19 protein-coding genes are annotated in these 21,104 nt (G+C 29.2%); 1 reads left to right on the top strand and 18 read right to left on the bottom strand.

The window, feature by feature from the left end; genetic code table 11:
• Positions 1-621 precede the first annotated feature (621 nt).
• The gene (locus tag EG240_RS11285) at positions 622-888 is read left to right on the top strand and encodes a helix-turn-helix domain-containing protein (protein ID WP_125019498.1); all 267 of its coding nucleotides are present in this window, start codon (positions 622-624) and stop codon (positions 886-888) included.
• 158 nt (positions 889-1,046) lie between these two features.
• On the opposite strand, the gene EG240_RS11280 is transcribed toward EG240_RS11285, so the two are convergent.
• The 18 genes from EG240_RS11280 to rfbA form a co-directional block, all read right to left on the bottom strand.
• Positions 1,047-1,637 (bottom strand): sugar transferase, encoded by a 591-nt coding sequence (locus EG240_RS11280; protein ID WP_125019497.1) that lies wholly within the window; start codon positions 1,635-1,637, stop codon positions 1,047-1,049.
• Positions 1,638-1,646: 9 nt separating this feature from the next.
• Complete coding sequence (locus EG240_RS11275) at positions 1,647-2,861, bottom strand: DegT/DnrJ/EryC1/StrS family aminotransferase (protein WP_125019496.1); 1,215 nt, start codon at positions 2,859-2,861, stop codon at positions 1,647-1,649.
• A 12-nt stretch (positions 2,862-2,873) separates the two neighbouring features.
• Positions 2,874-3,455: a GNAT family N-acetyltransferase gene (locus EG240_RS11270; RefSeq protein ID WP_125019495.1), complete on the bottom strand. Its 582-nt coding sequence runs from the start codon at positions 3,453-3,455 to the stop codon at positions 2,874-2,876.
• Positions 3,445-4,656 (bottom strand): glycosyltransferase family 4 protein, encoded by a 1,212-nt coding sequence (locus tag EG240_RS11265; protein ID WP_125019494.1) that lies wholly within the window; start codon positions 4,654-4,656, stop codon positions 3,445-3,447. Before EG240_RS11265 ends, EG240_RS11270 begins: the two co-directional genes overlap by 11 nt.
• A gap of 124 nt (positions 4,657-4,780) precedes the next feature.
• A complete protein-coding gene (gene gmd, locus EG240_RS11260) occupies positions 4,781-5,893 on the bottom strand; it encodes a GDP-mannose 4,6-dehydratase (RefSeq protein ID WP_125019493.1) in 1,113 nt (370 codons plus the stop codon).
• Between the two features lie 15 nt (positions 5,894-5,908).
• A complete protein-coding gene (locus EG240_RS11255) occupies positions 5,909-6,862 on the bottom strand; it encodes a GDP-L-fucose synthase family protein (RefSeq protein ID WP_125019492.1) in 954 nt (317 codons plus the stop codon).
• A 4-nt stretch (positions 6,863-6,866) separates the two neighbouring features.
• The gene (locus tag EG240_RS11250; protein ID WP_125019491.1) at positions 6,867-7,859 is read right to left on the bottom strand and encodes a mannose-1-phosphate guanylyltransferase; all 993 of its coding nucleotides are present in this window, start codon (positions 7,857-7,859) and stop codon (positions 6,867-6,869) included.
• A complete protein-coding gene (locus EG240_RS11245) occupies positions 7,856-8,197 on the bottom strand; it encodes a phosphomannose isomerase type II C-terminal cupin domain (RefSeq protein WP_125019490.1) in 342 nt (113 codons plus the stop codon). Before EG240_RS11245 ends, EG240_RS11250 begins: the two co-directional genes overlap by 4 nt.
• 49 nt (positions 8,198-8,246) lie before the next feature.
• Positions 8,247-9,374, bottom strand: a complete 1,128-nt coding sequence (locus EG240_RS11240; RefSeq protein WP_125019489.1) for a glycosyltransferase family 4 protein — start codon at positions 9,372-9,374, stop codon at positions 8,247-8,249.
• Positions 9,364-9,972 carry an acyltransferase gene (locus EG240_RS11235; RefSeq protein WP_203229313.1) on the bottom strand — a complete coding sequence of 203 codons (609 nt, stop codon included), beginning with the start codon at positions 9,970-9,972 and terminating at the stop codon, positions 9,364-9,366. The genes EG240_RS11240 and EG240_RS11235 overlap by 11 nt, the downstream gene beginning before the upstream one ends.
• Positions 9,969-11,057: a glycosyltransferase gene (locus EG240_RS11230; protein WP_125019487.1), complete on the bottom strand. Its 1,089-nt coding sequence runs from the start codon at positions 11,055-11,057 to the stop codon at positions 9,969-9,971. The genes EG240_RS11235 and EG240_RS11230 overlap by 4 nt, the downstream gene beginning before the upstream one ends.
• Positions 11,054-12,214, bottom strand: a complete 1,161-nt coding sequence (locus tag EG240_RS11225; RefSeq protein ID WP_125019486.1) for an O-antigen ligase family protein — start codon at positions 12,212-12,214, stop codon at positions 11,054-11,056. Before EG240_RS11225 ends, EG240_RS11230 begins: the two co-directional genes overlap by 4 nt.
• Before the next feature lie 433 nt (positions 12,215-12,647).
• Positions 12,648-14,456 carry an asparagine synthase (glutamine-hydrolyzing) gene (gene asnB / locus EG240_RS11220; RefSeq protein ID WP_125019485.1) on the bottom strand — a complete coding sequence of 603 codons (1,809 nt, stop codon included), beginning with the start codon at positions 14,454-14,456 and terminating at the stop codon, positions 12,648-12,650.
• A gap of 49 nt (positions 14,457-14,505) precedes the next feature.
• Positions 14,506-15,105 (bottom strand): acyltransferase, encoded by a 600-nt coding sequence (locus EG240_RS11215; protein ID WP_125019484.1) that lies wholly within the window; start codon positions 15,103-15,105, stop codon positions 14,506-14,508.
• A complete protein-coding gene (locus EG240_RS11210; RefSeq protein ID WP_125019483.1) occupies positions 15,086-16,639 on the bottom strand; it encodes an MATE family efflux transporter in 1,554 nt (517 codons plus the stop codon). Before EG240_RS11210 ends, EG240_RS11215 begins: the two co-directional genes overlap by 20 nt.
• Before the next feature lie 41 nt (positions 16,640-16,680).
• Positions 16,681-17,994 (bottom strand): nucleotide sugar dehydrogenase, encoded by a 1,314-nt coding sequence (locus EG240_RS11205; protein WP_125019482.1) that lies wholly within the window; start codon positions 17,992-17,994, stop codon positions 16,681-16,683.
• Between the two features lie 17 nt (positions 17,995-18,011).
• Positions 18,012-18,986, bottom strand: coding sequence for an SDR family oxidoreductase (locus EG240_RS11200; protein ID WP_125019481.1), 975 nt, complete (start codon positions 18,984-18,986; stop codon positions 18,012-18,014).
• Between the two features lie 5 nt (positions 18,987-18,991).
• Positions 18,992-19,852, bottom strand: coding sequence for a glucose-1-phosphate thymidylyltransferase RfbA (gene rfbA, locus EG240_RS11195; protein ID WP_125019480.1), 861 nt, complete (start codon positions 19,850-19,852; stop codon positions 18,992-18,994).
• Between the last annotated feature and the right edge of the window lie 1,252 nt (positions 19,853-21,104).

The following is a 21,104-nucleotide window of genomic DNA, read 5'->3' as shown; positions in this document are numbered from 1 at the left end:
AACCCAAAAACTGCTACAGCTACAATAATTGTCTTGTTTTTTTTGGTAAACCAAAATAAAGCGTTACTTTTAAAGTGCGAGTTTAAAAAAAATAGATAGTGCTTACCCAAAACAAGAGTTTGGGAGTATTTGCCGTTAGAGAATTATGGCTATAATTGATTTAACTAACAGCTAAACCCTTTTTGTTTTTGTAGCAGTTGGGATATAACCACCCGACTGTTAAGTAGGTGGCTTGAGTATGGATGTTAAAAATTTCGTTCTCATAATTTTATAGTTTGGGGTTTATGGAACGATGTCTTTTCAATAAAGTTTTGAAAATAGTAAGGACGAACTTCAAAACTTTGAAAGTGGTACCGCTAAGAACCTCCACGATTTTATCGTAGTTCCACAAAGAATTACATGAGGTTCGCCCTATTAGATATATTACAAAAATAGTAAAATCTAATAGAAAATGGCGAACTCAAATCAACTCATGTGGAATTTAGCGGTTTTCTTTCATGAGAGACATCATAACATTAATATAAACAAATGCTTATCTAATATTTACGTCGCATTAATAATATACACAAATATAAAAAGTTTTACGTTAAACGCAAAACTTTTTTGATATATTTTTTATAAATGGAAATAAATTGTTTAAAAAAAGTTTTTGACGAACGAAAAGTTCAAAATAGAGTATTAGCTAAGTATCTAAATAAATCAGAATCAACAATTTCTCTTTGGAGAAATAACAAGAGACAACCTTCGCTTCAAGAATTATTTGAAATATCAAAGTTTCTTAGAGTTAATATCCATGATCTGATAATCGCAACTAATTGGGAAAATAATAATTCCGAAACATATGAAGAATATTCAAGAAGAATAAAATTTGAAGATTCTACTATTTAGATAAAACAAAAAACCTACAGAGTCCGGAAACTTGTAGGTTTTATTATTTTATTACAACAAAATTATATACTTTGTTTAAAAACTTTCTTGACGATAGCTGCAATACGAACTTTATCGTCTTCGGTTAGGTTGGAACCTGAAGGTAAGCAGGCAATTCATTATTTTGAAATAATTTCCTTAAAAGTCCAAAATATAAGTTTTAGATCAAAGAAAAAGGATTGTTTATCAATATATTCTAAATTATATTTTAATTTATCAGGCATTATTACTTCAATATACATTTTATCTGGATCATCAGCTTTTTCTAACAATTCGTTTTCATTTCTATATTTTATAGAAGCAATATCAGTAATACCAGGTTTTACAGTAAGTACTTTACGTTGATCTTTAGTATATAAGTCAACATATTTACGAACCTCTGGTCGTGGACCAACAACGCTCATATCACCAATAAATACATTTATCAACTGAGGAAGTTCGTCTAACTTATATTTACGTATATAATACCCAGAATTAGTGACACGAGGATCTCTACCACCTACAGTAATTAAACCAAGTTTATCCGCTCCCATTCTCATAGATCTAAATTTAAAGATTTTAAAATCTTTATTATTTTTTCCAACTCGAACTTGCTTATAGAAAACTGGTCCTTTTGAATCCATTTTAATCCAAATAGCTAAAAACAAAAATATAGGGCTCAAAAATAAAAGCCCTATACCACTTGATACGATATCAAATATTCTTTTCATTATATTAAATTAACCAATAACGGTTTTATATGCAGATTTTACTGCGTTAATAATATAATCGATTTGTTCTTGAGTTAATTGAGGATAAATTGGTAACGAAATTTCACACTTATAATTGTTATAAGCTTGAGGGTAATCTTCAATTTTGAATCCTTTTTCTTTAAAGAAAGTCAACATCGGCATGGGAATAAAATGTACATTAACAGCTACACCCGTTTTTGCAATTTCATCAATAATCAAATCTCTTTGTTCTTCACTAATATCTTTAATACGTAAAGCATATAAATGATACGAACTTTCTTTACCATTTACAAAAGCTGGAGGAACAATCGCCCATGGTTCTTCGTTTAAAGCATCGTCATAAGCATTAAACACACGTTTACGTTCATTTAATAATTGCGGATAAATTCTCATTTGAGCTAATCCCATAGCTGCATTAATGTCAGCCATGTTAATTTTCATCCCAAAACCTGTAATATCGTAACGCCAACCACCAGCTTTACTTTTAGAAAAAGCATCTTTTGTCTGGCAATTTAAGCTCATTTGTCTTAATTCAGTGTACAATACTTCGTTATCAAAAGGTTCTGGTAAATTTAAACAAATAGCACCACCTTCTGCTGTAGTCACATTTTTAACAGCATGTAATGAGAATACGGCAACGTCTGTTTCACTACCAGTTTTAATACCATTAGCGTAAGTAGCACCTAAAGAATGAGCGGCATCATTCATCACTAAAATTCTACCTAATTTAGCTTGAATCTCAGAAGTTGGTTGAAACAAATCTAATATTTCTTTAGATTTAACCAAATTCATAATTTCGTCGTAATCACAAGGAAAACCAGCAATATCAACAGGTAAAATAGCTTTTGTTCTTGAAGTAATTGCTTTTTTAATGCCTTTAACAGAGATATTAAAATCTTCCGTTGTATCTACCATAACCGGTGTACCACCAGCATGATAAACTGCTAAAGCAGTAGCACTATACGTATAAGCAGGTACAATAACTTCGTCTCCTTCTTTTAAACCTAACCAACGCAACATCATAATTGCACCAGAAGTCCAAGAATTTACGCACAAAACTTCTTGTGCGCCACTGTAATTTTTTATTTCAGCTTCTAAAGCCTTAACTTTAGGACCTGTAGTAATCCAACCAGAACGTAATGAGTCAACAACTTCATTAATAATATCGTCGTTGATATAAGGCGGAGAAAACGGTATGTTCATAGTGTTTTTTTGTTAATCATTATTTTTTAAAAATCTATACATTTTTCTGTCTTTGTAACTATCAAAGACTTTATAAATTGAATAACCACAATCTTTATAAAACGTAACTGTTTTTTCGTTATTACAAAAATCTGTAGTAAGTGATATAGGTAATTTAGATTTAGAGAAAACATAATTTTCAAATGCTTTCAATAATATTTTACCATATCCTTTTTTGTTAGGTAAAGTACAAATACTTAATAATTCTGAAAATTCTAGATCTTCTCTTGAGGCTTTATTGGCATTTGAACCGATTCTGATTAGAGCAGAGGGGTTTGAAAGTGCAACAATAATTCCAGCTTTAGCAAAACCAATTAAATTATTCACTAGTAATTTTTTAAAAAATCCATTATTAGAAAAAGAACCAGCAGCAAAACCTACAACTTTAAAATTATCTTCAATAATCAATAAAATCCCAGGCTCTTTTAAAAAGCCTTTATAAAATTGAATTAGAAAAAATTTCCCCAAAGAAGTCAAGAAAAAATCATTAAATCTCTTCAAGTGAATATCTACAACAACTTTTAAATCTGATTCTTTAGCTAATCTAACCTTCATTATTGATAGATTTTAATAATATATTAGTTATTTTCTTTAAATTTTCATTTTTAGAAAAATTATTTAAAGAATATATAAAACCATTATGCCCTTTTAATTTTAACTTTTCACTATTTGTTTTAGCAACCAAAATCATTATTTCACTTAACTTATTTATATTTTCAGGTTCGACAACCCAACCAGCATTTGCAGATAGAATTGCATTTGCTGTATCACTATTATGGTCAAGACAACCAATAATAGGTTTCTCAGAAAACATATAAGCAGGCAACTTTGAAGGTATAGAAGTAAATGACGCTCCTTTTTTAACTGGGAGTACCATTACATCAGCTAAAGATTGAATTTCAGGAACTTTACCTCTAGGTACGTCTACAAAAAAAACATTATTAGCATTTAATTTAGACACTAAATCTTTACAAGCAATTGTTCTTGAACCAGAACCAGCTATAATTAATCTTGAATTCTTAATATTAGAATATACAAAGGATTCAATAATTAACTCCACACCAGCAACTGGACCATTATTTCCAAGATACATAAAAGTAAAAGGTTCTTTTTTATTACTAATATCAGTTTTTAAGTCTCTAAATTTTATAAATTCAGATTCATCTTGCCAATTATTTACAATAATAAATTTATCTTTTGATATTTTTCTAGATTTTGAAAGATAATCTTTCATATTTTCAGAAATACAAATGTTTATAGTACTATAATCAAGTACTTTTTTATCAATTGGTAACAATAAATTATACAATACCTTTTTTAATAGTGGTATTTTTTCAATCAAAGATTCAGGATATATATCCATCACGTGTGTAATCAAAGGGATATTATATTTCTTTGAACTCTTAAATATTAAAAATTGACTAAGTAATGGCCATGAATTTTGATATATAATATCAATGCTTTTATAATTATCCTTTATGTAGCATTCACAAAATTTACCAAATGAATAACTTTCTTTCATTCTCCCAATAATTTTAGATTCGGCACATGTATAAGAATTAGCAACAACATGTTTAAAATTAAAATTTTCTTTGTTAAATTCAAGAAATTTAAAGTCTTTAGGACGTGTCGGATATGGTGATATAACAGTTACATCATTATACTGTCCTAATTCATTAGCTATATCAAATGATAAATTTGCAGAAACAACAGGTTCTGGAGGAAAAACAGCAGATATTATTAGTATTTTTTTCATCAAAATGAAAATTAAATATTAAAAAGTATATTCTTATATATCTTAAAAATAAGATTTTAGAACATTATATTTTTAGTTAAATTTTATGTAGTAAACACAACTTTTTTAATTTAAAAATTATTTACTATCCAACAATATTTTCCCAATTGGCATTGTAAGCAGCCGCCATATATTCTAAATCTGAGGCTACCATCTCTTTTACTAGGGCTTGTAAATCATACTTTGGTTCCCAACCTAATTTTGTTTTTGATTTTGTAGGATCCCCTAATAATAAATCTACTTCAGTTGGTCGGTAATACGTAGGATCAACTTTTACGACTACTTTACCAATTTCTAATTGATAAGCAGGATTATTACATTTAACCACTTTAGCTACTTCGTTTTCTTGTTCTCCTTCGAACGCTAATTCAACTCCGATTTCTTCGAACGCAAAACGTACAAAATCGCGCACTGAAGTTGTTACTCCTGTAGCAATAACATAATCCTCTGCTGTATCTTGTTGTAATATACGCCACATCGCTTCTACATAATCTTTTGCATGCCCCCAATCGCGCAAAGCATTTAAATTCCCTAAGTATAAACATTCTTGCTTAGCTAAAGCAATAGCCGCAGTCGCCATGGTAATTTTACGAGTAACAAAGGTTTCTCCACGACGAGGTGATTCATGATTAAATAACACCCCGTTACATGCAAACATATCATAGGCTTCGCGGTAGTTTTTCGTAATCCAAAATCCGTAAATTTTAGCTACTCCGTAAGGAGAACGTGGGTAAAATGGTGAGTTTTCGTCGTAAAAACCTCTTTCGTTTTTATTTTCTTCCATACCTCCATATAATTCAGAAGTAGAAGCTTGATAAATACGTGTTTTCTTTTCTAATCCTAAAATACGAACCGCTTCTAAAATACGTAAAGTTCCCATTCCATCAACATTGGCAACATATTCAGGTGAATCAAACGAAACTTTTACGTGCGACATCGCACCTAGATTGTAAATTTCGTCTGGTTGTACTTCTTGAATGATACGAATTATATTCATTGAATCTGTTAAATCACCGTAATGTAATTTAAAACGTACGTTATTTTCATGTTGATCTACGTATAAATGATCGATACGTTGGGTATTAAATGAAGATGCACGACGTTTCACCCCGTGTACCACGTATCCTTTTTCTAATAATAATTCAGCTAAATACGAACCGTCTTGTCCTGTAATTCCTGTAATTAATGCTGTTTTCATTGTTGTGAGTTTGGTTTATATTTTTACTTCTTTAAAGTTGTCTTGGTTTAGTAAAAACCATTGGTAAGTACGAGCGATTCCTTCTTCTAATTCAACCTGATGTTTCCATCCTAATTCGTGCATCTTAGAAATATCCATTAACTTACGAGGAGTACCATCTGGTTTGCTTGCATCCCATTCAATTGTTCCTTCATGACCTACTATTTTTTGAATGGTTTCTGCTAATTCTTTAATCGTTAAATCAGAACCTGTTCCTACATTGTATAAATGTTCTGGCAATATATTTTCTAAGGCAAAGATCACTGACGCTGCCATATCATCTACAAATAAAAACTCACGTAAAGGCGTACCAGAACCCCATAACGTAACTGTAGCGTGATTATTTAATTTTGCATCGTGAAACTTACGAATCATAGCAGGTAACACATGAGAGGTAGCCAAATCAAAATTGTCATGTGTACCGTATAAATTGGTTGGCATTAAACTTACGTAATCCTTACCAAATTGTTTACGGATTGCTTCACAAGCTTTAATACCCGTAATTTTAGCTAAAGCATAAGCATCATTCGTAGGCTCTAAACTACCTGTTAATAAATACTCTTCCTTTAACGGTTGTGGTGCTAATTTTGGATAAATACAAGACGACCCTAAGAAAATAAATTTATCCACTTCTATTTTTAATGCAGCTTGGATTAAATTATTCTGAATCTGCATATTTTCCATTAAAAACTGATACGGATAGGTGTTATTTGCTAAAATACCTCCTACACGCGCAGCTGCATCAATGACAATTGCTGGTTTTACTGTATCAAAAAAAGCATTTACTGCATACTGATCTCTTAAATCTAGTTCTTTACTCGATTTACCTATTAAACTGGTATAGCCTTGAGCCTCTAATTGTCTCCAAATAGCAGAACCTACCATTCCGTTATGTCCTGCAATATAAATTTTAGCTTCTTTATTGCTCATTTTATTATCTTAAAACTGATTTATATTTTTCTAATTGATTGTATACTTTTTTCACGTCTTGTGCATGCTCTTTTTGTAACATCAATAATGCATCAGTAGTTACCACTACGATGGTATTAGACAAGCCCACGAAAGCAGAAAAAACGGAACTTCCAATCACCATATTGCCTTGTTTATCTACTGGATGTCCATCGGCCTTTAAATAATCATATAACGATTCAAAAGAGCCCAAATCGTTCCAACGAAAACGTGCCGGAACTACTTTTATTTTATTCGAACGTTCCATTACGGCATAATCAATAGAAATGGATGGTATAGAAGCAGAAAGTTCATTATCTAACTCTCCGTCTTTAGCATGTGACCATGCTTCAAAGGACGTAGCATATACATTTGGTTGATAGGCTTTTAATTCATCTAACAACACCCCTGCTTTGAAACAAAACATACCAGAATTCCATAGAAAGTTGCCTTTATCTATAAAATCTTGTGCTGTTTCTTGATTTGGTTTTTCACGGAAAGAAATTACATCCTCTTTACTGTATTCGATATAACCATACCCTGTTTCTGGTTTGGTAGGTACCACCCCAAAAGTTACTACAAAATCTTTCTTTGCTAATTCAATAGCTTTGGCAATGGCTGCATCGTATTCGTCTTTATTTTCGATTAAATGATCTGATGGTGTCACAATCATCACATCCTCTGGGTCTAAAGCTAAAGCAGCGAAAGCTATAGCTGCAGCGGTATTACGAGGTTGTGATTCCACTACATACGCTTTAGGTAAATCTAAACTATTAAGTAACTCTTTACTCCAGTCAATATGTTCTGCATTACCTACCACCATAATTTCATCTACTAATGACGCATTACGTTCGGCTGTTAATTCAAACAAAGATTTTCCCGCAAATAATTTTAAAAATTGTTTTGGATTACTCTTTCTAGAAAGAGGCCATAATCGGCTACCAACACCACCTGATAATATTACATTTACTATTTTCATGCTCTGTTGTAATCGTCTTGAATACGAACAATATCATCTTCACCAAAATAGGTACCGTATTGTACCTCGATAAAAATTACGGGTTCGCTGGTTTTATTTTCAATTCTGTGGTGTGCCCCTTGTGGTATTTCTGCTACTTGTCCAGGTGTATACTCTTTAATTTGATCGTTAATAGTAATGGTTCCAACACCAGAAACAATCGTCCAAACTTCTGAACGTTTGAAATGGTATTGTAAGGATAAGCGCCCTCCAGGATTAACTTGAATGCGTTTTACTTTATGGGATGGAGCATCTTCTAATACCCAATATTCACCCCAAGGTCTGATATCGTGTTCCATATAGTTATTTTTTGGTTTTAATTTATAAGATTAAAAAAACAAATTCAAATTATTTAATAAAATCATCACTTTTAACATTCCAAATCTGTTCTAATTTATTCCAAACAACCTGTATTGAATACAAAGAGTTTACCCGTGTTTCAGCATTTGAAGAAATGTTATCAGATAAATCTTTATTATCAAGTAATTTTATAATAGCTTCTTTTAATTCAATTTCGTTTTTTGGTTGAACAACTAGACCACATAAATTAGAAACATCATTAACATTCAACATTTGAGGTATAGCCCCCACATTAGTAGAAATTATTGGGCATTTAGTTGCCATACTTTCAATAATAACGTTTGGAAAAGCTTCTGTATGAGATGGTAAAATAAATATACCACATGCTAACATTTCTTTAATTATTTCATCAAAGTTAACTTCACCTACTATTTCTAACCACGATTCATTTTCATTACCTGCTTTATCAAAAATTTCTTGCAATATCTCATCAGAAAAATATCCAATCATTCTTAATTTAATATTTTTTAGTTCTTTACAAGCGGAAATTAATTCAAAAATACCTTTTGAAGGCAGATGATGTCCAGCAAATAAAATTATATTATCATTTCTTTTTATGTTAGGGTTTGATTCAATAATCTCTTTAATTCTTGGACTTACTGGATTTGGTATAAGTACAATATTTTTGAAGCCAAAATCTTTTAATGTTGTTAAAGTTAAATCATCAATAACAACAACTAAATCAACATTTTTAATTATAATACAAATCAACTTATATTCCCAATTATTTTTACATTGTAAATCAGGTATTCTACCAAAGTGAAAATGTATAACTGATTTAACTTTTAAAAATTTTGCCATCTTTAAAAAAATATAATCACGAAATAAACCAAAGCTACCACTTGAACAAAAATGTAATACCTGTATTTGCTCTTTTTTCAACAATTTAAAAAGTACAAAGATACTAGGAACATAATAGAAAAAACCACGATACAATCTATTGAATAAGAAAAAACCTTGTTTATCTTTTACAAAAGGATAATATTGAAATAACTCTATATCTAAAGGAGAGATTTTATTATAATAAGTCATAATATTATCTGTCCATCTAGTTATACCTCCAATCTTACCTCTTAAAGGTGAAAAAAGTAAAACTTTTGTTTTATTATTTTTCATACTTATTCCAATTATTTATTAACAGTTCATTATCTAATTTTTGAGTCTTATTGTATAAAATAGATTCATGTTCAAAAATATCTTCCAAACTTTCAAATCGAAATTTTAAAACTTTTGCAGGTACTCCACCCACAATACAATAAGGTGGTACATCTTTTATTAAAACCGAACCTGCAGCTACAATACTACCACGACCTACAATTACACCTGCAAGAATCGTAACATTTGCACCTATCCAAACATCTTCTTCAATTATAACTTGCTTATCATAACCTTTAGGTTTATTATCTTCATTAATATCAGTAACACTTTTACCAACAACATTTGCATGATTACCGGTATGTATAGTTAAACCCTCTGCAATTGCACAATTACTTTTGATTATTAATTTTTCATTGTGTGCAGAAATAAAACAATTTGGTCCTATTCCAATATTATCATATAAGAAAATATTTTCTTTCTTACTTAAAAAAAAAGGTGGATTAATAGTTATATTCTTACCAAAATGTCCAAAACTTTTTTTATCTAAAGAAAAATATGTATTATAAAAAAAGTACAAGCCTCTTAAAAAAGTGTTGTTTTTTAATTTTTTTTTCATGATTGAATTATTTTTAACCATTTATCATATAATTTATGTTCAGAAAAAAGGTTTTTAGATCTTTCTAAGGAATTAGCACCAAATTTACCCAAATCATAATCAGATAATTTAATTATATTAATTAAAACATTTTTGATAGAATCAATATCATTAGAATTACATAAGAAACCATTTTCAGAATTCACCAATATTTTATAATCTGAAACTCTTGTCATAACAATTGGTTTTCCCAAACATAGTGCCTCACAAATTACGTTTGGTAAACCTTCTAAACTACTAAATAAACCAACAACATCAGATTTAAACATTAATTCATGGATATGTGTAGTTGAATCGTTTAAAAAAATAACATCTTCCAACTTATACTTTACTATTAAATTTTTCGCGGCATTAAATGCTTTAAAATCATTTTTAACCACTTCTTTTTGACCATACCAATTTATGCTAATTTTCTTTTGGGCTTCAGAAGGTAGCATATTTACTGCCTCAATTAATCCAATCGGATTTTTCAAAAACTGATAAGAAGCTGGTACTATTAAATTCGTTCTACCATTTAATCGTGGAATATACTCCACATTTATATCATTTAATAAAACTGGATTGTAAATAACTTGCATCTTTTCTTTATACTTTGGATAGTACTTGATCCACAAATCTCTAGCATTATTCGAATTGCAAACTATAGCATCTGAAAAGCGTTGAAAAAAACCTAATATCTTACCTCTTTTAGAGTTAAAAGTGGCTTCATTACCGCTACGTTCGCTTGTTATAACTTTCCAACTTTTTCCTCCAATACTAGATATGTTATTAATTAAATCTGGTGTTTCTAGAAAAGATATAACTGAATCAAAACGTCCATTTCTAATAAATTTTCGAATCTTAAAAATGCGTTTGAATAAATTAGGTTCTTCTATTATTATAAGGTTTATATTTAATTTATCTAGATATGGTTTAAAAAAAAGATCTCTATGATAAATCAACACTGTTACATCATAATTATTCTTATGTAAAATATTTGCTAATGTTACAATTTGACGCTGGGCTCCACCTGAACCAAGACTATCAATTAAGAGTAGTAATTTCATTTTTTATAAATATATAAACTCCGTGAGGCACAATATGCTAAAATTACCCAACCTAATTTAAAAATAAAAAGTTGAGAAGACAGTAAAACAGCTGTCATTGGTACAATATAAACAAAAGGAATTAATTCATTAAATTTTTGTTGAAATAAATAAGCTTTTTTAAAACATAAAAAAATAAAATAAAAAAACAACACAAATCCAATTAAACCAGAAATGGCTAAAATTTCTATAAAAACATTATGAGGGCTTATAAAACGAGAAAAAATAACATGTGAAAATTCATTGTAACCAGTAGAACCTACACCGAAAATCAAGTTTTCTTTAATTTGAGGAATAATTTGAATCCAAATTTCATCTCGCCCTGACAAATCACTCTCTTCTGAGGTTCTCGCTAATCTTTCACCTAAAACTTCAGAATTTAGAGCAATATTAATACCTAGAAAAGCTATTATAACTAAAAAAATAAACCCTAAAATTTTAATAAAAGATTTTTTTGTTTTATATAAAAAAAACATTAAAAATATTGATAAAATTAAACTTAAAAAAGCCGTACGCGATCCTGAATTAATAGCTAAATCTAATAAAGGATAAAATGACAATATTAATAATATTTTATAAAAATATTTTAGCCTATTTTTGATAATAAAGTGAATTAAAAACAAAATACTAATAACCATCCTAAACCCAACTAAATTCTCATTATCACCAAATAAAGAAATTCTACCTTCAGAATTAATAGATAATCCTAAATTTAAATAATAACAAAACGCTAAACAAATCGAACCTAAATAAAAACCAAAAAAACTCTTTTCAAGAACACCAGGTTTTAACTTTTCGTGACTAGATAACAAGAAAAATAAAATTATATTTTGAAACAAAGAAAAATCAAAAAAACTATAATCATAAACATTTATATTAAAAAAACTAATTAAAGTTAAATATGTAAAAAAAATAAACAAAAGTCTTAAATAAATCCTAAAATTATTAATTACAGAAAGGAAATATGATATATGTGGTACAATAGAAATAAGATATAAAAAACCAAATAATTTTGATATTGAAAAAAAACCATTCGTTGATAGAGGATCCCATACTTCAAAATTCAAAGAAAAGAACAATAAGAAAAGTAGAGTATTAGATTTTTTAAGTTTTAACATTTAATATAATTAATTATTTTCAAGAATTTTTCAACTGGTAATTTTAACAAAAATATATTTGACCTCATCACTATAACCTTTAAAATTTAAATTACAGTTTTAATGTATATTCATTAGTGTTTCTAAATTTAGATTATTTTTGTAGGGTTAATAATAAAACTTTCTTCACAAAAAACTACAGTATTAACAATACAGCATTATAATAAAATATTATTCCAAAATTTAATTTTAACAATAATATCGAATTTAAGATACTAATTTCTAGAAAACCAACAACCAAAATGTCTAAAAAATTTAGTCACAATAGATATTTTACTAAATTACGAATTTAATAAAATATGGCATAGACTTAAAATTTATAAGTCAGAATTCAATCCTATATTTATATCTTAGCTACTATCATTTACATCAGGAGTAAAAAGTAATCTTAAAATTAACTTAAATCATCCTCATTTACATTATTTTTATTTAACCATAAAACTAAAATATAAACCCTCCATATGTTAAAACTATAATCTACTTTTGATTCAAGATGTAAATGTAGTTGTTCTTTAAAAATTTTGTTATTTAAATTTGGAATACTTTTTAAAATATCATCAGTTAAATTTACCAATAAGTTCTCCTTTAATTCATTTCTTAACCAGTCGGCAATTGGAATAGCAAAGCCACGTTTTGGTAAATTAAAGATCTGTTCAGGTATAAAATCTTTTAATATATCTTTAAGAATAAATTTAGTGGTACCATTTTTAAATCTAAAATCAATAGGTAAAGTACGAGCAAATTCAACTACACGAAAATCTAAAAAAGGGCTTCTTGTTTCAACAGAATTAGCCATACTAGCTCTATCAACTTTAACATTGCTATCATTTTCTAACCACAATTTAATATTTAAATCAGCAGTCTTTTGAATATTAGAATCAGAAAAACCTCTATAATCTGAATAATATTTCTCTAACCAATATTTGGATTTTTTATTTAATAATTCTTGATTACCAATAAAAGTTCTTTCAATAAAATCATTTTCACTTTTACATTTTAATACAGATTTTAAATTATTCGTTTCAGGTAAAAGCTGACTTAATCCTATTCTAAAGACATATGGTATTTTTTTTAATTTATTGAATTTAGATATACTAAAAAAGTGATTATAACCAATAAAACTTTCATCTCCACCATCACCAGACAAAGCAACAGTTACATAATTTTTAGTAATTTTATTTAAAAGTAACGATGGTAAAGCACTACTATCTGCAAATGGCTCATCATACACTTCAAGCATTTTATTTAACAACTCATAAAAGTCATTAGTTTGTACAATTGTTGTAGTATGCTCAGTACCAATAATATCAGAAAACTTTTCTGCAACTTTACTTTCATCATATTTAGAATCATCAAAACCTATAGTAAAAGTTTTAATTTTTTCATTAGAAATTGAAGAAGCAATAGCCGTTACAAGTGCAGAATCAATACCACCAGATAAAAAACTACCTAATGAAACATCAGATTGCATTCTAATTTTAACAGCATCAAATAATAAATCTTTTAGCTGATTTTTAGCTTCATCATAAGTCAAATTGGTTAACTCAACTGGTTTTAAATTCCAATATTGCTCAATAATTTGTTTTTTAGCATTTAAATCAAACTCAATAGAATGACCGGGCTGTAATTTATAAATATTCTCAAATATTGAATAAGGCGAAGGAACATATCCAGTACATAAATAAATAGAAATAGCTTCTTCAGAAATTTTAGAAGTTTTATTTTTTAAAGGTTGTAATTGACTACAAATTTCAAATTGACCATCTTTCCAAAAATAGTAAAAGGGCTTTACCCCCATTCGATCTCTGGCACAAAATACTTTATTAGTAATTGAATCATAAATAGCAAACGCAAACATACCATTAAGCTTATCAAGTATCGCTTTACCCCAATGATAATATCCTATTAATAAAACTTCAGTATCACTTGTGGTTTCGAATTCAAAACCTATTTTAATCAGTTCATTTTTTATATCTAAAAAATTATAAATCTCACCATTAAAGACAATAGTCAAATTCTTATAAACATAAGGTTGGTTAGATCTAGCATCTAAATCTAGAATAGCCAATCTTAAATGACCGAAAGTTAATGAGTCTTTTTTTAAAATACCTGTAAAATCAGGCCCTCTATATTTTATTTTATCAAGTTTTTCATTAACTTGATCTTCTGAAAAAGGAATATTAGTTAAATATATACCACACATGAAATTAAAATAAATTAAAATAAATTAAATAATATTGCTCAAGTTATTATCAAACAAATTTTCTTGGTAATTGGTCGATATTTTCTTTTACAACTTTTGCTGGATTACCAGCGACAATAGTATTAGATGGAACATTTTTTGTTACAACAGAACAAGCAGCTATAACAGAATTATCACCAATAGTAACTCCTTTATTAATTCTAACAAATTGACCTATCCATACATTTTCACCAATAACAATAGGTGCTGAATCTGAATGTTTCCAATTTCTTAAATCTGAATCCCAAGAAGACGCATACATGATTTTTCTATCTTCAGGATTTACGGGATGATTATTATTATCGTAAATTCTGATATTGTCAGCTAGAGCTGTTCCTTTACCTATTGTAATAGAATTAACCGCACCAATTATTGTTGCGCCTCCAATTTTAACATTTTCCTTAATAATAATTTTCCCATTGTTTTGTGACATTAATGTCCCATACATTCTACAATTATCACCTAAGACAATATCTTCTTTTGTACTTCCATCAAATAAAACAATAGATGAAATTTTTAAAAAGTCTACCTTACCTAAGATTGTAGCTCTTTTTAACAAACTAACAGAATTAAACTTTTTAAGAATCGAATTAATTATATTTTTTATCATTTTTTAAAATTTTATTTCTTAATGATTTATATAAATTTAAAAATAGCTCTTTCTCATTTAAATTAAAAACAAAAATGTAAAACAAAAATGAATACAAAACACCAATAAGAGTAATAACAATTGAGAATTTGAAAATTTCATTTATATCTAAAAAAAAGTTTAAAATTAAACCAAGAGAATATAAAGAAACAAAAATTAAACAAGGTTTCATAATAGACTCAATAACAAATTTTCGTATATCCAATTGAACTATCATTTTTGCAAAAAATAGAGTAATAACCAAAGTTAAAAATTGAGCAATAATCATCGTATAAAAAATACTTATAGGAGGATAACTATTTTTAAACAATAAATAACCGATAGGAATATTAGCCATTAACATAATTGAAATTATTATCTGATACCATTTAATCTTACCAGAAGCATAAATAGCTCTTGTAATACCCGGATATAATTGCATTATAAGAAAAGTTACTATTATAGAATTACAAAATGACAATGTATATTCGGGGAACTCTTTTAACCAAATACTTAAAATAAAATTTGTGTAAAGTAGTATTGGTATTGAAACAAGACTTGATAAAAAAAATGAAAGTTTTGAAGAAAAAACAGAAACAAACAACATTCTTTCTTGATTATCAGCACCTTGTGCTTTAGTAATCATTGGTGTAAAAACTGTTATTAAGGTAACAGCAAAAGTTGTTACTAACGCATTTAATTGATTAGCAATACCATAAGCTGTATTAACAACAGTACCAAAAAAAACATTTAAAACTACATTAGCTCCCTGATTACGCATTACTACAGCCAATGAACCTAAACTATTCCAACCTGCAAAACCAAACATTTCTTTAAATAAAGGCTTATCGAAATCTCTTTTATTTAAATCGATTCTACACTCTAAATAACGTATTCTACACCAAATAATATTAATTATACTTCCGATAATAACAGAAAGTAACATAAAATAAGTATAAACTAATAGCTTTTCATCTATAACATAATAAAGGATAAATGCAGCGAAAAATTTAAAACATATAGAAACAATATCTGATATTGAAGAAAACCACATCTCCTCTCTAGCATTTATTACTGAAGTAAATGGTATAACAAATATTGTTATAGCTGAAGAAACTATCATAATATCATAAACTCGAATAGCATTATTCATATCTTGTTCATTTATTTTTAAAAATCCATTAAATAAAAAGGGCTGAACTATTTTAAAAATAAAAACTACTATTAACGCCAAAATAAAATGTACAACTAAACTTAGATTAAAAATTTTTTTTACTTTAATCATATTATTCTCACCTATAGCAATAGATAAAAATCTTTGTGCTGAAACAGTTAATGCTCCTGTAAAAAAAGATAATAATGTAATTACACCTGCGATTAAATTATATAAACCAAAAGAATCTACTCCTAATTCTTCCAACACTATTCTAGTAGAAAAAAGAATTACAAATGAATTAATTATAATTTTTATATACAGTGATAAAGTGTTTATCAAAATTTTGTGAGATTGTGACATCTTGTTTTATAATTTTAAATAATGAAGAGAAGCACTGGTTTCTACAATCTACTATCAGCCTCAATCAATATCCCTTTCACATCATAAATTATCCCACCTTCTTTTAAGAATTGAGATAAATTTAAGCTTGTGAATTCTTTATGAGCAACGGTTAATATAATAGCATCAAAATCCTTAGGCGGATTTGCTGATTTGCTGATTTGATTTAATGTGTTAACCGAAGTTAATTTATATTCATGCTCAACCTCTGCAGGGTTTGCCCATGGGTCGTAGGTTACTACTTCAACACCGTAATCTTGTAATGAAGTAATTACATCTACCGCTTTTGTGTTGCGCACATCTGGGCAGTTTTCTTTAAATGTAATTCCTAAGTTCAATACACGTGCCCCACATACGTTGATCTTTTTCTTGATCATGGTTTTAATTACTTGAGAAGCTACATATTCGCCCATAGAGTCATTTAAACGACGACCAGCTAAAATGATTTCTGGATGATACCCTGCTTCTTGAGCTTTTTGTGCTAAGTAATATGGATCAACACCAATACAATGTCCACCCACTAAACCTGGTTTAAATGGCAAAAAGTTCCATTTGGTACCTGCAGCTTCTAAAACTGCATGGGTATCAATATCTAATAAATTGAAAATTTTAGCTAATTCGTTTACAAAAGCAATATTGATATCGCGTTGTGAATTTTCAATTACTTTAGCAGCCTCTGCAACTTTAATACAGGGTGCTAAATGCGTACCTGCAACAATAACTTCTTTATATAAATTGTTTACAACCTCACCAATTTCTGGTGTAGAACCTGAAGTCACTTTTAATATTTTTTCAACTGTATGTTCTTTATCTCCAGGGTTGATACGCTCTGGAGAATAACCTGCAAAGAAATCTTGGTTAAATTTCAGCCCCGATACACGCTCTAAAACGGGAATACACTCTTCTTCTGTAACCCCTGGATAAACAGTGGATTCATAAATAACGATATCGCCTTTTTTCAACACTTTACCTACTGTTTCTGAAGATTTGTATAAAGGTGTTAAATCTGGTCTATTATTTTTATCTACTGGTGTAGGAACGGTTACCACATAAACATTTGCTGTTTCAATATCAGCTAAATTATGAGAACAATACAATCCGTTTATATCCGTTGAAAAAGGATTCTCTTTTACTAAAACAGCTTGTAAAGCTTCATCAGAAACTTCTAATGTAAAATCAGTTCCATTATTTAATTCTCCAATACGTTTTTGATTAATATCAAAACCCACTACAGGAAATTTAGTTGCAAATAATCTTGCTAAAGGCAAACCTACATAGCCTAAACCAATAACGGCAATTTTGTGTTGTGTATTCATTTTTTTGGTTATATCTATTATAATAAGTGTTTTTGATTCCAATACCAAGTGACTGCTTCTTGTAAACCTTGGCGTATTACATGAGAAGGATTATAACTCAACATTTCTTTAGCCTTATTTACAGAAGCCAATGAATGTGGAATATCTCCTTGACGGTTTGGTCCATGATTCACAGGAATGTTAGCAATCTCAGGATCAAATGCTGTTAAAAATTCTTTTATATAACTTACCAATTGGTTTAAGTTGGTACGATCACCTACAGCTGTATTGTAAACGGTATTAACTGCTAATGGATTCTCGGTTAACATTGCCAATTCATTCATTTGAATGACGTTATCGATATATGTAAAATCACGAGAATTCTCTCCAGTACCGTTAATCGTTGGTGACTCGTGTTGGATTAACAATTTAGTAAATAATGGAATAACAGCTGCATAAGCCCCACGTGTATTTTGACGACGACCAAATACATTAAAATATCGTAAACCAATGATTTCCATTCCATACGTTTTAGCGAATACATCAGCATATAATTCATTCACATATTTGGTAACTGCATACGGAGATAAAGGTTTACCAATCACGTCTTCTACTTTTGGCAAAGCTTCCGAATCTCCATAGGTTGAAGAAGAAGCTGCATAAACAAAACGTTTAATACCTGCATCACGAGCTGCTACTAACATATTTAAAAAACCTGATACATTTACTTCATTAGACGTAATTGGGTCATTTATTGAACGAGGAACTGAACCTAAAGCTGCTTGATGTAATACATAATCAACACCAGTTACTGCCTTTATACACGTATCTAAATCACGAATATCTCCTTCAATAAGAGTATAATTTTCATTTAAAAAAAATTCTTCAATGTTATGAGGGTATCCTGTAGCAAAATTATCTAAACAAGTTACTTTGTATCCTTTGTTTAAGAAATGTTCAGTTAAATTCGAACCGATAAAACCGGCACCTCCTGTAATTAATATGTGCTTCATTGTGTTTATTTACAAACTTTCATTAAATATGTTCCATACCCACTTTTAACAAGAGGTTGGGCTATTTTGGTTAATTGTTCTTTATTAATATACTTCATACGGAATGCTACTTCTTCGATAGCTCCGATTTTTAGACCTTGGCGTTCTTCGATTACTTGTACAAACTGCCCTGCTTGCATCAACGAAGCAAAGGTACCCGTATCTAACCAAGCTGTACCGCGATCAAAAACACCTACTTTTAAGTTTCCTTTTTCTAAATATACTTTGTTTACATCTGTGATTTCATACTCGCCACGCGCAGAAGGTTGGATGTTTTTTGCAATTTCAACCACGCTGTTATCATAGAAATATAAGCCCGGAACTGCATAATTAGATTTTGGGTTCAAAGGTTTTTCTTCAATAGAAATAACCTCGTTGTTATCATTAAACTCCACTACTCCGTAACGTTCTGGATCACTTACAGGATAAGCAAAAACGACTCCGCCTGATACATCCGTACAACTTTGTAAAAGTTTTGACATACCTGAACCATAAAAGATATTATCGCCCAATATTAAAGCAACTTTATCATCACCGATAAATTTCTCGCCAATAAGAAATGCTTGAGCTAATCCGTTAGGTTCAGCCTGCTCAGCATATTCAAAACGACAACCTAATTGAGTTCCGTTTCCTAAAAGTTTTTTGAAATGAGGTAAATCATGAGGGGTTGAGATAATAAGAATCTCATTAATTCCGGCTAACATTAGAGTAGAAAGCGGATAATATATCATAGGTTTATCGTAAACAGGCATCAATTGCTTGCTTACCGCCAAAGTTAACGGATGCAAGCGAGTACCCGAACCTCCGGCTAAAATAATTCCCTTCATGTGTTGTTTGTTTTTTTGGTTTTTGGTTTTGATTTTCAAATAATTAGCATCTATTTATTTTTAAATGCTTTTTCTTTTACAATCAGCCGTAAAAATAAGTAAACCCATTATGACTACCAAACTTAATTGTCTTTTATTTTATTTTTAACAACAGAGCAACAAAATAACTAATTAATAAACAATATTCTACTATTTAAGTTAAAAAAAAGGAATTGTGAAAAATTCAGCAATAAAAAAGGATAAGATTTAACAACTGTTAATAATTTATAATTACTCTTTTACTATCAAATTCAACAATAAATAGTCATTTTCTATTATTTTGTTTGTTGATGCGCGGATTTAACTTCGTTCTGTTCGGACTATGTCCTCGGGTGCGGATTCGCTTTGTTTCTACTTAATATTCAATTTTGAACTTTAAACATTAAACTTTACAATCAGATCATTTTATTTTTAAATCTTCAAATTATCACATTTAGAAATTCAATTCTCCAGTTCTAAATTGCTGATTTAACTTCGTTCCGTTCGGACTATGTCCTCGGGTGCGGATTCGCTTTGTTTCTACTGAATATAATATTTCGAACTTTAAACATTAAACCTTAAACTTTACAATCAGATCATTCTATTTTCAAATCTTCAAATTATCACATTTAGAAATCCAATTCTCCATACCTAAATTGCGGATTTAACTTCGTTCCGTTCGGACTATGTCCTCGGGTGCGGATTTGCTTAGTATCTACTGGATATACTATTTTGAACTTTAAACATTAAACCTTAAACTCTACAATCAGATCATTCTATTTTCAAATCTTCAAATTATCGCATTTACAAATTCAATTCTCCATTCGTAAATTGCGGATTTAACTTCGTTCCGTTCGGACTATGTCCTCGGATGCGGATTCGCTTTGTTTCTACTTAATATTCTATTTTGAACTTTAAACATTAAACTTTACAATCAGATCATTCTATTTTCAAATCTTCAAATTATCACATTTGCAAATTCAATTCTCCATTCCTAAATTGCAGATTTAACTTCGTTCCGTTCGGACTATGTCCTCGGGTGCGGATTCGCTTTGTATCTACTGAATATAATATTTTAAACATTAAACCTTAAACTTTAAACCTTAAACTTTACAATCAGATCATTCTATTTTCAAATCTTCAAATTATTACTTTTTCAAATTCAATTCCTGATTTAACTTCGTTCCGTTCGGACTATGTCCTCGGGTGCGGATTTGGTTATCTTCTTTTGGAT

This window comes from Paenimyroides tangerinum (assembly GCF_003865405.1).
GTDB lineage: Bacteria > Bacteroidota > Bacteroidia > Flavobacteriales > Flavobacteriaceae > Flavobacterium > Flavobacterium tangerinum.
This window is presented reverse-complemented; position numbering and strand designations above follow the sequence as displayed.